Below are 14,598 nucleotides of genomic sequence, written 5' to 3'. Positions count from 1 at the left end.
CTTTTCTTTGGAGGACCGATGTCTCAGACTCAGTTTTCTTGGATTCCTGCATACGCCGCAATCGTGCAGGGGATTTACGGCTTAAGTGACAATCGGTCCCGTCTGCTGGAACTGTTTGAATCTATCTTCAGCGGCAACAAGGATTTGACATTTCCCATTGATGTAGAGGCGGAAGGTCTTACTACCATTGATCCGTTTACGTTCTTCGCCTCTTTCAATCGCGGTGTCAGTTGGGAAAAGAGGAATCGTATTGTTCGGCTAGCGCTCGACGGTCTTGGCAGCCAAAATGTTGCCACGCCAACGGACTACGAGGGACTACCGCATGTAAACAATATGCGCAGCTGGTTCTTTGCAGGTAAGCAGGACCGTGATGCGCATGATATCGATAACCTGTGGGAGCTCTTTTGCTCCGCAATGGAACTGGCTGACAACCCTGCAGGAGTAGAGTCTCGCCATAAAATGGCTCATGCGTTTGACGTCGTCCGCTCCCAGCGCTGCATTAAATGGAACATCACTATTGGCCTCTTCTGGATCCAGCCCGGCTGCTTCATGCCCCTCGATGCCCACAGCAGGGACTATCTTGCCCAGAAGCTCGGCATCGAGGTCAAGGGCAACGCCTTGCCCACCGGCGAGGGCTACCTTGCCATCATGGATGCCGTGCGCGCCGCAACGGATAAGCCCTTCTACGAGCTCTCTGCCGATGCGTACTTGTGGAAGCCTGCGCCGAAAACCCCCAAGGGATATTTCCCCAAGCTTGATGACTACGACCCCGGAATCGATGCTGATGTCTGGGACATGATGCTCGATGACCCTTCCATCTTTAATTCACAGGCACAGGCACTGCTTCGCCGCATGATGGATGTCGGCGGAAAGGCGACCTGCACACAGCTTGCAGAGACTTACGGCGAGAGTGCGGAGCACTATCGAAACGTTGCCGTTTGGTTTGCCAAGCGCGTTGCTGAAGAGCTTCACTGTCCGCTGTGGCAGGGGAAATACTGGGCAGTCATGTTTTACGGTAAAAGCGCCTCAACGGAGGAGAGTGGCTCATTCCTGTGGATGATTCGCCCCGAGCTTAAAGAGGCCCTGAAGTCACGAGATTTTAGCAGTGTCCCGCTGTACGCCAAGCCAGGCCCAGGGGATGCCGCAGGTGCTTTGGACGCCTCCAAACAGTATTGGTGGCTTACCGCCAACAGGAAGATTTGGTCGTTCTCCGAGATTGCCGTGGGGGAAGAGCAGAGCTACACCATTCGTAATGAGAAGGGCAATCCGCGACGCATTTATAAGAACTTCCTCGATGCCCGGGCGGGCGATGTGGTTGTTGGCTATGAGACCACGCCCGTGAAGAAGATCGTAGCCATCTGTGAGGTATCAAAGCCACAAGACGGTAAGCGCCTGTATTTCAAGAAGGTGCGCGATCTTGATGCCCCCGTTCCGCTTGCTGACATTAAGGATGACCCAACGCTGTCTCAGTGCGAGTTCTGCAAGAATCCCAACGGCAGCTTCTTCAAGCTCACAGAAGAAGAGTATCTGCGGCTCGAAGAGATGTTTGACGAGGATGACACATCGCCCATTCAGGCATCTGACAAAAAGCCGTATAGCGATGAGCAGTTCCTCCAGGACGTCTTTGTCTCCAGGCAAGACCTCTCTACCATGAAGGGTTTGCTTGAGCGAAAGAAGAACCTCATTCTGCAGGGTGCACCGGGTACGGGCAAAACGTATGCCGCCAAACGACTTGCGTATGCCATGATGGGCGAGGAGGATGATTCGCGCATCGGCTTTGTGCAGTTCCACCAGTCGTACGCCTACGAGGATTTCGTCGTTGGGTACCGTCCCAACGGTGAGGGTGGCTTCGACATCCAGCCCGGCGTGTTCGCCGAGTTTTGCAGCCGCGCCGCGCGCGATATCGCACGAAAGTACTTCTTCATTATCGACGAGATCAATCGGGCAAACATCTCAAAGGTGTTTGGCGAGCTGCTATTGCTCATCGAGGCTGATCATCGCGGAGATTCCGTTGTGCTGGCAACTGATCGCAGCAGGCTTTCAGTTCCTGAGAACCTGTACCTCATTGGCATGATGAACACCGCCGACCGTGGCCTCGCCCTTATTGATTATGCGCTTCGTCGGCGCTTCGCCTTCTTTGACATGGCACCTGCGCTCGATTCCCCCGGGTTTGCTGAAAGGCTGAATCAAACGGGAAGCAAAAAGCTCAACGCGCTGGTAGATGAGGTGCGAGAGGTGAATCAGCGGATTGCCGAGGACCCGACCCTGGGGAAGGGCTTCTGCATTGGCCACAGCTACTTCTGTCTGGGCGCGGGTGTGTCCGACGATGAGGTGCACAGCGTTGCTCGTTACGAGATTGAGCCGCTCATTGCCGAGTATTGGTTTGACGATCAGGACAAGGTTGCCAGCATCACCGAGAAGCTCGAGAGCGTGTTCTAGACATGGGTTGCTCGGAAGACACGGTTGTCGTTAAGAACATCTACTACATGATGGCATATGCTTTCCGGGCGATTGACGTTGCGGATTTCCAACGGCTCGAGGTTGAGCCGTTCGACAATGTGTTGGACCTGCTTGCGGCGATTCTTGCTGTCGGACTGGACTCGCAGCGGCGGCGCGGCTTTGAACGGGAGTATCAGGCGCGTGAGGAGGACTTGCTCCGTGTTGCCGGACGCATTGATTTGGACAAGACTATGCGCCTGCGCCTGAAGCAGCGGCAGGATTTGCATTGCGCGTTTGACGAGCGCGCGGAGAATACGTATAAGAATCAGATACTTAAGACGACGGCATTTCATCTTATGCGCTCGTCGGATGTTGCCCCTGAGCGGAAGCGCGAGCTTAAGAGATCGTTGGTTTTCATGCAGGGCGTTGCGCTGCTCGATGTTCGGCACATTGCGTGGGACGCCTTGAGGTACCACAGAAACAATCGGGCGTACCAGCTTCTTATGAACGTGTGCTATCTGGTTCTCCATGAGCTGCTGCCCAGAACGGACGTAGGTGACGTTAAGCTTGCGAACGTGTTGAGCGGCGATGCCCTGCATCGGCTGTACGAGAAGTTCATCCTGGAGTATTACCGGCGCCATTGGCTGGAGTTGCATCCTGCGGCGAATGAGGTCAAGCGTGCGGCGGGGGATGTGGAGCCCAGCTTTCTTCCGCGTCTCTATACCGACGTGATGCTGCACAAGAACGGCAACTGCCTGATTATCGATGCCAAATGCTACGGCAGCATTCTGGGAACACACTTCGGAAAAGAGATATTATCTCCGGCGAATGTGAACCAGATCTTTGCGTATGTCATGCACGCTGCGCCTTCGTTTAGCGGGGATGTTTCTGGGATGCTCTTGTACGCAAAGACCGAGGACGCCACGTTTGATGCCAAGAGCTGGAAGGACATGGGGCACCAGTATCACGCACGAACGCTCGATTTGAATCAAGACTTTGCCGGTATCGCAGCCCAGCTCGATGCGATTGCGGGGCTGCTGGGGTAGGCGGCAGGGATTACGCCGTAGACGATACGTGTGTAGTGTCGCGAAAAGTGGGTAGGGGCCCTTGCTCCGAATCTCTGATGAGCCGAACCTACGTCGCCAGAGCCCTTCGTCAAGACCGAGAATGCGAAGTGATGATGCTCTCGCGTATGACGATGATGGGGGAATATACCGAAGACTATCGAGCTTTATACGGGTGCGTATTATGAGGAGCAGATGCCAGGTCGTTTTTGAGATTGCCGGGACGGTCAAAGCGGTCGCCCCGGCAATCATTATGTGATGAGTTTTTATTCGAACTCGATCTCAACCTGCTCCGCATTGAAAATTCGAATTTGGGTGTCCACATCGAACGCGCGTACCATCCATCCCTCAGCAACGCAATGCTGGACGAAGCTATCAATTCGGTTTGCATTGTTTATCTCCCTGAGGGTTGCCACTAGGCCGAAAGGCTGGGCAGCCGGATCTCCCATGCTCAATCGGGATGTCTTGCGAATCTTGATGCCCCATGCTGGCATGTCGTAGATTTTTCTTGCACGTGGGTGAGCCGGGATTTTGTCGCAGATTCGCTTCACGTTGTCCCACTTACCTAGAAAATCGCGTGCGTCTTTCTCGGTAGTTCGGTCGTTCTTCTCGCCCTGAGTGTTTAGTTTTATTGAGGCTACTCCTCCCGCCCGGAGTCGACCGAAGTGCAGGTCAAGCTCTGTTGAGGTGTAGTCAACTCCTTGGTTCCTATCGCATTTTGGTGCGTAACATAAGACGGCACGGGCAAGGTAAGGAAATGCGTTTCCTGCCACGGGGACGGGGATTCCGTAGTTGTACGTCTCATAGGTGTTTGCCGTACCGGTCAAGAAGAATCTAATCTCGTTGTTTGGGGCTTCCAGCACGTCGTGAATGTCGACGGGCACGATACCGTGCCCGATGATTGGGTGAGGGCCGTCATTCCTCCAGCCGGATGCTGAGTCGATAAGCAATGCCTTTGCTGCATCCCGAGGAATGCTCATCACATCAATGAGAAATGCTGCCTTTCTCGCGATAAGCGGGGCTGCGTATGACGTGCCCATGCATAGTTTCTCTCCGGTGCCGCAGCAGGCAGAGAGCTTGCAGCCATTGTCGCCTCCATAGTACGCTACGTCGGGCTTGCGATAGAAGTCCAGGACTGGGCCGCTGCGGCTGTAGCTTGCCGGTGTGCCGTCTGGTCTGACGGAGCTGACGACTAGGGAGTTGACTGAGTCCGCGGGGGCGCCAATCCTGTGGACTCTGCAGGTTTTGTTGTTCGTTGCGGCGACCACGAACAATACGTTTCTGGTGCTCTGCAACTTGTCTAGCACCTCCGCCTCGGGGGAGATACAGAAGCGCTCCGTCTCCTTGTCCGATCCAAGAGAAAGGTTCCAGACGTGGATATCGGGATTATCTTCGACGATATCTTTGATTTTGCGCGCTATTACAAACGAGTTTAGTCCGTTTGCGGGGGCTATTCCGAAATGCCTCACCCTAAAGCACCCGCAGCCGTCATCGAGGCCGGGGTTCATCATGTGGCCGTTTACGATGAGCGAGGTGACACAGGTGCCATGGACGTAATCCTCGCTTCTTGGGAGAACGCTTCCTGGCAACTCATTGTGAACATCAACCCATTCGCTGAAATACGGTGGGTATTCCGTGTCGAAGGGGGTATCTATGACCCCGATGGTGGGCTCGGTTGAGGGGCTTCCGATGGATAGCGGACCCGTAGTCTCGGAGGGCTCAGTTACGTCAATCGCGTCGAGCTGGGACATGTCGAATGTGGACATGGCGATGAGGTAAGGAGCAGTCTCGTAAAGCTTGCGGTACTGCGCCTGCTTGAGTACGGCGCTGTCTCCGAGTGTGTCTAGGAACAAGACGTCAATGCCCAGCCTCTGGAGCATCTCATAGGCCGTTCCGTCGGTCCTGTAGAGTGTCGTCAGGACGACATCGTCTTCTTTTGCTGGGGGGCGAGGGATGTCGAACCCCGCAACGTGACAGGTATCGTGGATGAGCCGGGCAAAGTTAATCCGGGACAGCACGCCTCCCGTGAGCTTCTTCCAGGACTCGTTGGTGTTGCCAGCGCTCCTGTCCCAGAGGTTGTCGAGCGACTTCTTGTCGATGTGTCCTCCGAAATGTTCTTTCAGCAAGCTGGCCGCAAGTTCCAATTCATTGGCAGAGGCCTCGGCAACATCTCGACTTACGTAATGAGTAATTACGTGATGTCTGCTGTCTTCGGACCCATCGTAGCGTGCGCCGCGAATGCTAACTTCGGGGTCCTGCGCCCCCTCCGCGAAGATGCGCTTGATTCGATTGCTCTTGGCGGCAATCTTCCTGTACTCAACGCTAATAAGCATCTTTTGCAGCGGGGCTTCCTTTGGCCAGGCAGCTATTGCGCTCCGAAGGGATCGGGCGAGCCTTCGCATGTCGTTTGCGCTCACCTCTGCCTTTGCCGGAATGGTTGGGTGTGTCGGTGCGGCTGCGGACTTTGATTCGAAGTCCTTCTGGAGCATTAGCAGGTTGTTCACGTTACACCTCCTTGATCATGCGCGAGACCGTGCTCCTTGGCGTGCCCGTCAGCGCCTCAATCTCTCGCACTGTAAACCCGAGGGCAGATAGGCTTGCTACCGACATATTTGTCGAAGGCGACAGCGCCTCGAACAGGCGCCTCAGGTAGTCGTAGGGGTTGTTGGGATCGCTGAACGCCACGCAGCTCCTGATGGTGTTTGACAGCTCTCCGGGGAAGGGGAGCTTTGAGGCGCAGTGGAGGATCTTCTTGAAGAGCTTGAGGTCGCTACGAATGAAGTCAAGCTGAGAGGCGTACTGGGACATGATGGACACGCCAACATCCTCGAGGTCCTCATGGGTGTAGCGGCTGAAGTCAACCGACGTGTCGAAGCGTCGGGTTAGCGCCCGGTCGAGTTTGTCGTAGAGGTTCGTGGTGGCGATGACTACGACGCTCTCAGAGAGATTGTCGAGCTCCCTGAGCAGCGTAGATGTTGCGCGACCCATCTCGCGAACGTCGTTTTGGTTGATACGGTCCAGAGCGAGTGCGTCAATCTCGTCGAAAAGGACTACCGCTCTCTTACCGGCCTGATTGACCTCCTCGAACAGAGACGAGATGTTCTTAGAGGTTTCTCCGAGATGACTATCGATTACTGAATTGAAGTCAACGATATACAGGGTGCGACTAAGGATTCTTGCCAGCTGTTTTGCCGATTCGGTTTTCCCGGTTCCCGGAGGGCCCTGAAACAGAAATGCGTTGACGCCCATGTTCCTACTGACAGCGTTGATGATTCCTCGGAGATCGCCGGCAATGCATTCAGGGAGGGGCAGGGGGGCGTTGTCAATTGTCACCGGGCGGAGGTAGACGTGAGTCTCGCCAAAGTCTTGGGGAACAAATGTCCTTGTCTGCGAGATGAGGGACATGATGTAGGAGGCGAGCTCATGCTCGCCCGTGCTCTCAAACTCTTGGGCAATGTAATGGGCTACGGTGTTGAACTCTATATTGTCCTGATCGCAATGGGCACGAATAAGCCTGACGATATCGGCGCGCTTCATATTGTCTCCTCTCCTTCCACTTCTCCAGTATAGCTGATTCTGGTCAAAATGGGACGGATTGAAATCGAGTTCTAGATTTTCAAATCGAGAGATGCTACTATCGCCTTAAGTAGGAGTTCGGATGTGGGGAGGAGGCTAGTATGGCGCGTCATTCGGGCGGCAGGCTTGGAGCCGCGGCAAGACGTCTCGCCAAGTCGTCGACATCGAGCAAGCAGAAGTCGAAGGATGGCAAGACGCTCGCCAGGCACAGGGCCAGGTGCCACTAGAAGATATGTAGAGAGCGACTGGGACCTCTCTCTATGAACCAAGGGCCGCGCCAGCGGCGACGTGGGTTAGGCTCGAGTCGTGAGACAGGCCCGCCACAAGTCATAGGAGGTCCCAGCCATGATCTATCGTACCAGCGTCGGCCTCGACGTACACGCCCGCTCGATCGCCGCGGCGGCCTTCGTCCCGGAGACCGGGGAGGTCGAGGAGAGCTCGTTCGGCTACGACGCGGCCGCCGTCGCCGCGTGGGCGGCGGCCCTGCCGCAGCCCGCGCGGGCCGTCTACGAGTCCGGCCCCACCGGCTTCGACCTCAAGCGCTCCCTCGACGCCCTCGGTCTGCCGTGCGTGGTGGGCGCGGTGAGCAAGATGCTCCGGCCGGCCGGGGACCGCGTGAAGACTGACAGGCGCGACGCCGTGTTCCTGGCGCGCATGCTCGCGGTCGGCAACGTCGTCGAGGTGTGGTGCCCGACGCCCGGGCAGGAGGCCGCCCGCGACCTCGCCCGAGCCCGCGCCGACGCCCGGGACGACCTCATGGCGGCACGCCACAGGCTCTCCAAGATGCTGCTGAGGAAGGGGCTCGTCTACCCGGGGAAGAGCGCCTGGACCGCAGCCCACCGCGACTGGCTGCGCTCCATCGAGCTGCCGCTTTCGACCGAGGGGCTCGTGCTCTCGGAGTACCTGCAGCAGGTCGTCGCCTGCGAGCAGCGGCGCGACCGGCTCGACGCCGCCATCGCCGCGCTCGCCGCGACCGACGAGTGGCGCCCCGTCGTCTCCCGGCTCTCGGCCGTGCGCGGCATCTCCACCGTCACCGCCTTCTCCGTGGCCGCCGAGATCGGCGACTTCTCGCGCTTCCCGACGGCCCCCTCGTTCATGTCCTACCTCGGCCTCGTGCCCTCGGAGGGCTCGTCGGGCGGCTCGGTCGCGCGGGGGCCGATCACGCGGACGGGCAACGCCCACGTCCGGACGCTGCTCGTCGAGGCCGCCTGGCACCACGCGCGCAGATGGAGCCCCCTGCTGCCGACCGAGGTCGCCGCGCGCCGGGGGATAGGCCCGGAGGCCGCTCGCGTCGCGGCGGAGGCCAACCGGAGGCTCCACTCGAAGGCGGAGCGGCTGAGGAGGAGGGGCGTGCGCCCCGCGAAGGCCAACGTCGCCGTCGCGCGCGAGCTCGCCGGCTTCGTCTGGGCCCTCGCCAACTGCGAGGGCTGACAAACCGCCGACCCCCGGGGCGCAGGCGCCGGGCGGGCGATGGGGAGAACCGCGATGCCGCTATGCGCAGCCCCTGGCGACGCGCGATCCTAGAAAGCGGGTGCCCCGCGCCGGACAGATCGGAATGCGCCACGACGCGCGGATGTCAGACTGGAGATCGCTGAAGCCTTCCGGCTCTCCGCCGCGCCGCCGCCCCGGATCGGAGCATAGCGAAACCGTCCCAACCCGCACCTCCGCGGGCCGGGACGGTCTTGCCTCTTGACAGGTTGATCTACATATCAGCGGCCGGTTAATTCTCTCGATGCGAGGGGAGGTGATGAGCTGTGAGGACTATACGCGTACGGTTCCGAATGCTGCCGACCAGGATTCGCTATGTTGGCAGGATCAGGTTCCGCAAGAGAGGGTAGAGCCCCGTGTGCAGACGGGGCTCTACGAGGCGGCTCGGAGCGGGCTTAGCCCGTCCGACAGACTCTAATTCTATAGGCCGTTGGGCGGAGCGCAAGATACTCCGTCCGACGGCCCTGGCACAGATGCGCCGACGAGCTGGCGCACATCTTGGAGGAGAATTGTTCGAGAACTATATTGACGCAGATCATGATTTTGTTCCGGAGAGCGAACTGAAGGGCTTTGTGCCTGTTTGGGCGGTTGTCCGCACGGTGGGGAACAATACCCGAGATTTGGTTGCCTTGGTGTCCGACGGGAATGATGACGTCATAGAGGCGATGTTGAAAAACGAGCAGGGACTGTCTCTGATACCACTGTAGGCTTGAGCTGAGGAGATGGCGTTGAAGCATGTTATCTCCTCAGCTGCTTTAGATTACGTGCCAGATGATGGTGTCGAGCATGTTAGAGCACCCCCGAAAAGGGGTGTGGCCACCGCCTAGAATCTTCAGTTACCACGCTGACAGAGACTTGGGAGATGACCACATGGACACTTTACAGCAGGGCGCGGCGCCGATGGCGCTGACCGACATGCCGATGACCGCCGACGGCACGATCGACTTCAGGCGGCTCGCCGTCGGGCTCGTGGAGGGCTGCGTCAACTCCGCGATGGAGATGGCCGTCGAGGAGATCGCCAGCGAGGAGGGCGTGCGCCGCAACGGCTACCGCGAGCGCCGCGTGATGACGGTGATCGGCGAGATCACCCTCAGGATCCCCAGGCTGCGCGAGGGCAGCTACTTCCCCGAGGAGGTCCTGCGGTTGCGCTCGCGGGCCGTCTGCTCTCGGCGCCGCCTGACGTAGCGCTGCACGGTGGAGCAGCTGCCCGCGTAACCCTCCTCGTCGCGGAGCCTCACGTAGACCCTCGTCGCCGTGTGGCGCTGGCGCTGCTTGCGCCAGTTCCCTCGGTCGTCGTCGAGCCAGGCCTTGATCGCCTCCTCGTAGGGCGCGAGCAGGTCGCTCTTCGGCTCGCTCAGCGCGGGGGCTCCAGGGAGAGGTCGTCCATCCTCGCGTACTTGCGGACCGTGGGCTCCGAGACGCCGATCGCCCTCGCAATCGACGCAATCGGATTGACGCGCCGGGCCCTTTTGCTTACGTTTTCTATCTTGTCCACGCCAATCATTCCTCCCTGGCTCTCCTTGCATCGTAAACCGAAATAACGACATTGTCGGGCCGACTGCAGATGGTCGGCGTGTCCGTGCACGAAGCCGAAAGAATTTCGTGCTCAGACCCGAATTATTTCGACGCTCAAGCCTGCAACTCCGAGGCTATCAAACACAGCTCAATTCCTGATGCGTGCGTCGCTCAGAAGCCGACGCTCATTCGGACCAGTTCATATTGCACATCAACAAGCGGCGGCGCGTACGGGAGGAGGTGGATCGCTGACGAGCTGCGTGCCAAGAGTCATGCGATCGGCGAGCGGAGGGTGGCTCGCCTCATGGCCGAGGGGGAGACGGTCGCCGCCGGAACCGAGAGGAGGAAGAGGAAGCACCGCTCCTACAAGGGGGAGATATCCGAGCGTCCGGGAAACAGAATCAGGCACGACTTCAGCGCGGCGCTCCCAGCCGCCTCTGGTTCACAGACGCGATGACGTTCTCGACCCCCGCCGGCAGGCTGCGTCTCAGCCCCGTCCTCGACTGCTTCGACGGCGCCATCGTGAGCTGGACGGCCTCCCGATCGCCGGACTCCGAGATGGCGAACTCGATGCCCGGGGCGGCGCTCGAGACGGTCGGCGAGGGGGACAGGGGGTTCCTGATCGTTCATAGCGACCGCGGATGCCGTTACCGCTGGCCCGACTGGCTCGACACATGCAGGGAGGCGGGCATCCAGCGCTCGATGTCGCGCAAGGGCAGCAGCCCGGACAACTCGAGGATGGAAGGGCGGTTCGAGGCACGATGAAGGCGGAGATGCTCGAGCACGGGGACTGGTCAGCCGCCACGCTCGACGACCTCGAGGGGGCGATACGCTCGTATATCGAGTGGCACAACTCTCGGCGCAGGAAGCGCTCGCTCGGGAGTCTGAGCCCCATGGAGTACCGGAAATCGATGGACCTGGCGGCCTGAGGAGCAGCGCGGCCAGGTACGGATTTCCGTTACCACCCCCTTCGGACCACTTCTTTTTGCACATCAACAGCCTGTGCCGCATGTGCTGGAGGGGTGAACGCGCCGCCGGATGCCGCTGGGGACGAGCCTGTCGTGCGGGCGGCACGAGAGGCGGGACGTTACATCAGAACGTTGCTAGACCCCTAGCTGTTCAGTGCCGATACGTTGTTCACATCCGGAGGGTGACAAATAGGGAGGCCTCCCGCATGCTGTGAGTTGTCTAGGCTTACGGCAGAGGGGGCCTCCCATGTCCCAACATCCTAACGCAAGGCTCACGCCGAGGGGCCTCGAGCTGCTGTGCCGCCGGGTCGCCGGCGGCATGCGCGTCTCGGACGCGCCTGCCAGATGGGCGTGAGCAGGCAGACCGCGAGCAAGTGGCTCGCCCGGTCCCGCAGGGGCGAGCCCATGTCCGACCGCCCGAGCAGGCCGCGCAGGCTCGCGAGGTCCACGTCGCCCGAGGCCGAGGCGAGGGTCGTCGAGGCGAGGCGCTCCATGCTGCTCGCCCCGCTCGCCCTCGCCGCCGCCACGGGCGTTCCGGCCCGCACCTGCGCCAGGATCGTGGCGCGCTCCGGGCTGCCGCGCCTGGCCGACGTCGACCGCGTGACCGGCGAGGTCCGCCGGAGGGGCCCCGTCACGCCCGCGCGCTACGAGAGGTCGCGCCCCGGCGAGCTCGTGCACGTCGACGTGAAGAAGGTCGCCCGGATCCCCGACGGCGGCGGCTGGCGCGCCCTCGGCAGGGGCGGGGACCCCTACGGCGGGCACTCCGGCGCGGGGGCGTCGTGCCTGCACGTCGCCGTGGACGACTTCTCGAGGGTCGCCTATGCGGAGCTGCTGCCGGACGAGAGGAGGGCCACGCGCTCGGCGTTCGTGTCCCGCTGCCTGGCGTTCTTCGCGGGCCTCGGGGTCGCGGTCGAGCGCGTGATGACCGACAACGACCCCGGCTACCGCTCGGGCGAGTTCAACGCCCTCCTGGCGTCCGAGGGCGTCCGCCACATATACACCAGGCCATACAGCCCGTGGCAGAACGGCAAGGCAGAGCGCATGAACCGCACGCTGGCGCAGGAGTGGCAGTACGGGAGGGCGTGGGAGAGCGAGGCGGGCAGGGCCGAGGCCCTGCCCGCCTTCATCGAGCACTACAATTGGGGACGTCCGCACAGCGCGTGCGGGGGTCAGCCGCCAATGTCGCGCATCGTCGGCGTAAACAACGTCATGGCACGCAACACCTAGCCGGCGTCCTCCAACGGTGAATGAGCACATTCACAGCCTCGCGGTCAACGCGAGCAAGAAAAGAGCGGCGCTCATCTTCGGTTGCGCCAGTCTGCGTGATTATCGCCTCGCGCAGCGGGTGGTGGCTGCTTACGAGGAACTCGTTCCTCTTGGACAGGCGTTCGAGGTACTCGATCGCAGGCACACGCGCGAATTATCCGCCTTCTCCGCGGTTGCACTCTGGGCACGCTAGCACGAGGTTCCACACGCCGTCGATGTTAACGCCCGGGAGCGCTGATGCGAGCACGTGGGGAAAGAAGTGGTCGACGTCGCACGTCCGCTTGCTCTCAAGGTCTATCCTCGCGTAGCAGTAGAAGCGCTGTCCATTTTGGTATCCGTTGAGGGCGTGTCGGGCAGATGCGAGCCCCCTTCTCCGCATGCCTCCCTCTGCCGCGCAGAATGCGCCGGCCTCTCCGTCATATGCAATGCTTACGAGCGCCTGCGACACGCCGGCCTCCCACGCATGCTCGACGAGGCCCCAGCGAGCTTCCGCTTCAAGGCCAACCGAGGGAGCTGACTCCAACACGCGGAACAGTTCGTCTGTGAGCGCGACGGTTCTTCCGCGGCCGCGTCCTAATACATGGTCGAGCGCACCTACGCCCTGGAGCAGGACGTCGCCGTCGTGAAGGCGGAGATCGAGAACATGCGGAAGGGGGTCATGCTTGGATATAGCTGGACTGCGCTACCGCTATGGCGGGCACTACGCGTGCATCACGGCTGGTGCCTGTGAGGACAAGGTGCTCCGCGTTCTTCTCGCTCGCATCCACGCGCTCGACGTCTCCGTTGTGAACCCGCTGCTCATGTCCTTCTTCGAGGACTATGTCGGCGATGCCCTCTCGCATGACGACTTCGCTTCCATGCTGAGGACCACGGAGAGCTACCTCTTCCGTCGCTCTGTGTGTGACGTTGCGACAAACAGCCTGAACAAGTTCTTCTTGTCCGTGATTGCGCGGCTGAACGCGGTGCGGGATGACGGTGGCAACATCCGCGAGGCCTATGAGGCGATTCTTCTGGGAGAGGAGGGGACGGCTCGACGCATGCCGAGCGACGCGGAGTTCGAGCGGGCGCTCAGGACGCGCGACTGCTACGCGTTCAAACGTGGCTTCTACCTGCTCACCACGCTTGAGAACAGCTGGCACGCGAAGCCGCTGAATGCGCTTGCTAGTGCGGAGTGGCGCGAGATGCTTGGGGATGACTGCGAGCGCGTCTACGAAGAGCTCATCAACACGCTGGGCAACCTCACACTTACGGCTTATAACTCTGAGCTATCCGATGTGCCCTCGCGGGGAAGAAGGCGCACTTCAAGGGCAGCTTCGACAAGAGCTGCCTGGTAATCCCAAAAGAGCAGTGCGATTTGTATGTATGGGACTAGAGCGTCATCTGCGCTCACGCTTAACGGCATCCCGAGCGTGACTTCGAGGTCCTGTCACCCCCATAGTCGATTACCCTCTCAAGGCCCATAATTTTGATACTCTATTCAGAGACTGAAAATGTGACATGAATCGGGGTTTTCATGATTAATATGAAGAAGTCGAAGGTTGCTCTAAGCATTATTATTACTGCTCTATTTGTCACCCTAGCGATTCTTCATGTAGTTTTCCCTAAGGCCAGCATTGACAGTACTTTCATCATCCTAATTATATTTGCTCTTATGCCGTGGTTAATTCCCTATATAAAGACTTTGGAGATTAGTGGTATCGGAAAAGTTGAGTTAATTGACAGGGAAACACAGGTAAGAATGCAGGAAAATATACAAAAACTAAATCTTGAGGCAGTCGAAGTTGATAATCTAACTGCGCAGAGGATTGATGGATCATTGGATGATATTGTCCAGGGCGATCCAAAGCTCGCCTTAGTTTCACTGCGCATAGAGCTTGAAAAAACGTTACGAGCAATTGCCGAAAAGAACAATGTTCAGTTTTACAGGTGTGGATTGGGCAAACTTGCTAGTATCCTGCACAATGACAAACTGATTAATTCAGACGAATATGCGCTCCTTCGAGACTTGATACCACCACTTAACAGCGCTGCACACGGAGATATCGATAAATACTCTTTTGACTCCATTATTTGGACGCTAGAGGTCGGCGTAGGACTGCTTAATTCCATGAAGACAAGGCACGAGGTGTAGTGCCGGCTTTTTGTCTGTCATATCAGATATTCAGAAACCAGCTTGCTGGATTAGACCATATCATGCGGCAGTATATGCTGGGGTATAGATGGCGTTTAGAAAACAACTGACGTGGTGTAGAACACGACGTTAATCAATCATCTTGAGCGTT

Annotated in this window: 14 protein-coding genes and 2 pseudogenes; 12 read left to right on the top strand and 4 right to left on the bottom strand. The window is 59.1% G+C overall.

The features are described 5' to 3' along the window. Positions 1-18: 18 nt before the first annotated feature. Both BQ7391_RS11585 and BQ7391_RS11580 read left to right on the top strand, forming a co-directional pair. Entirely contained in the window at positions 19-2,439 is a 2,421-nt protein-coding gene (locus tag BQ7391_RS11585) for an AAA family ATPase (RefSeq protein WP_235858678.1), read from the top strand. 2 nt (positions 2,440-2,441) lie between these two features. Next, entirely contained in the window at positions 2,442-3,485 is a 1,044-nt protein-coding gene (locus BQ7391_RS11580) for a 5-methylcytosine restriction system specificity protein McrC (RefSeq protein ID WP_075280740.1), read from the top strand. Positions 3,486-3,769: 284 nt separating this feature from the next. On the opposite strand, the gene BQ7391_RS11575 is transcribed toward BQ7391_RS11580, so the two are convergent. After that, entirely contained in the window at positions 3,770-6,007 is a 2,238-nt protein-coding gene (locus BQ7391_RS11575; protein WP_075280739.1) for a S8 family peptidase, read from the bottom strand. Between the two features lies 1 nt (position 6,008). Beyond that, complete coding sequence (locus tag BQ7391_RS11570) at positions 6,009-7,040, bottom strand: ATP-binding protein (protein ID WP_075280738.1); 1,032 nt, start codon at positions 7,038-7,040, stop codon at positions 6,009-6,011. A gap of 384 nt (positions 7,041-7,424) precedes the next feature. Between BQ7391_RS11570 and BQ7391_RS11565 the strand changes: the two genes are divergently transcribed. From BQ7391_RS11565 to BQ7391_RS11555, 3 genes are all read left to right on the top strand, one after another. Then, positions 7,425-8,510: an IS110 family RNA-guided transposase gene (locus tag BQ7391_RS11565; protein ID WP_075278793.1), complete on the top strand. Its 1,086-nt coding sequence runs from the start codon at positions 7,425-7,427 to the stop codon at positions 8,508-8,510. 566 nt (positions 8,511-9,076) lie between these two features. After that, on the top strand, positions 9,077-9,274 hold the full coding sequence (locus tag BQ7391_RS11560) for a hypothetical protein (RefSeq protein ID WP_075280737.1): 198 nt from the start codon (positions 9,077-9,079) through the stop codon (positions 9,272-9,274). A gap of 163 nt (positions 9,275-9,437) precedes the next feature. Beyond that, positions 9,438-9,752, top strand: a complete 315-nt coding sequence (locus BQ7391_RS11555) for a transposase (protein WP_159437374.1) — start codon at positions 9,438-9,440, stop codon at positions 9,750-9,752. A gap of 169 nt (positions 9,753-9,921) precedes the next feature. On the opposite strand, the gene BQ7391_RS12430 is transcribed toward BQ7391_RS11555, so the two are convergent. After that, positions 9,922-10,062: a hypothetical protein gene (locus BQ7391_RS12430; RefSeq protein ID WP_159437373.1), complete on the bottom strand. Its 141-nt coding sequence runs from the start codon at positions 10,060-10,062 to the stop codon at positions 9,922-9,924. 69 nt (positions 10,063-10,131) lie between these two features. Here BQ7391_RS12430 and BQ7391_RS12810 point away from each other — a divergent pair. The 5 genes and pseudogenes from BQ7391_RS12810 to BQ7391_RS11545 form a co-directional block, all read left to right on the top strand. Continuing rightward, positions 10,132-10,383: pseudogene (locus tag BQ7391_RS12810) on the top strand (hypothetical protein); the annotation flags it as partial. Between the two features lie 3 nt (positions 10,384-10,386). Further along, a complete protein-coding gene (locus tag BQ7391_RS12425; protein WP_159437372.1) occupies positions 10,387-10,539 on the top strand; it encodes a hypothetical protein in 153 nt (50 codons plus the stop codon). Further along, positions 10,536-10,847 (top strand): DDE-type integrase/transposase/recombinase, encoded by a 312-nt coding sequence (locus BQ7391_RS11550; protein ID WP_083662222.1) that lies wholly within the window; start codon positions 10,536-10,538, stop codon positions 10,845-10,847. Before BQ7391_RS12425 ends, BQ7391_RS11550 begins: the two co-directional genes overlap by 4 nt. Continuing rightward, on the top strand, positions 10,844-11,011 hold the full coding sequence (locus BQ7391_RS12420; RefSeq protein WP_159437371.1) for an IS3 family transposase: 168 nt from the start codon (positions 10,844-10,846) through the stop codon (positions 11,009-11,011). The genes BQ7391_RS11550 and BQ7391_RS12420 overlap by 4 nt, the downstream gene beginning before the upstream one ends. Positions 11,012-11,297: 286 nt before the next feature. Continuing rightward, a pseudogene (locus tag BQ7391_RS11545) lies at positions 11,298-12,277 on the top strand (IS481 family transposase). Positions 12,278-12,470: 193 nt separating this feature from the next. Here BQ7391_RS11545 and BQ7391_RS11540 read toward each other — a convergent pair. Next, positions 12,471-12,764 carry an HNH endonuclease family protein gene (locus tag BQ7391_RS11540; RefSeq protein WP_129583973.1) on the bottom strand — a complete coding sequence of 98 codons (294 nt, stop codon included), beginning with the start codon at positions 12,762-12,764 and terminating at the stop codon, positions 12,471-12,473. A 214-nt stretch (positions 12,765-12,978) separates the two neighbouring features. On the opposite strand from BQ7391_RS11540, the gene BQ7391_RS11535 reads away from it, so the two are divergent. Both BQ7391_RS11535 and BQ7391_RS12270 read left to right on the top strand, forming a co-directional pair. Continuing rightward, entirely contained in the window at positions 12,979-13,650 is a 672-nt protein-coding gene (locus tag BQ7391_RS11535; protein ID WP_075280734.1) for an HNH endonuclease family protein, read from the top strand. Positions 13,651-13,829: 179 nt separating this feature from the next. Next, complete coding sequence (locus BQ7391_RS12270; RefSeq protein ID WP_129583972.1) at positions 13,830-14,447, top strand: hypothetical protein; 618 nt, start codon at positions 13,830-13,832, stop codon at positions 14,445-14,447. The last annotated feature ends 151 nt before the right edge of the window (positions 14,448-14,598 follow it).

The organism is Thermophilibacter provencensis (assembly GCF_900128445.1).
GTDB classification, from domain to species: domain Bacteria; phylum Actinomycetota; class Coriobacteriia; order Coriobacteriales; family Atopobiaceae; genus Thermophilibacter; species Thermophilibacter provencensis.
This window is presented reverse-complemented; position numbering and strand designations above follow the sequence as displayed.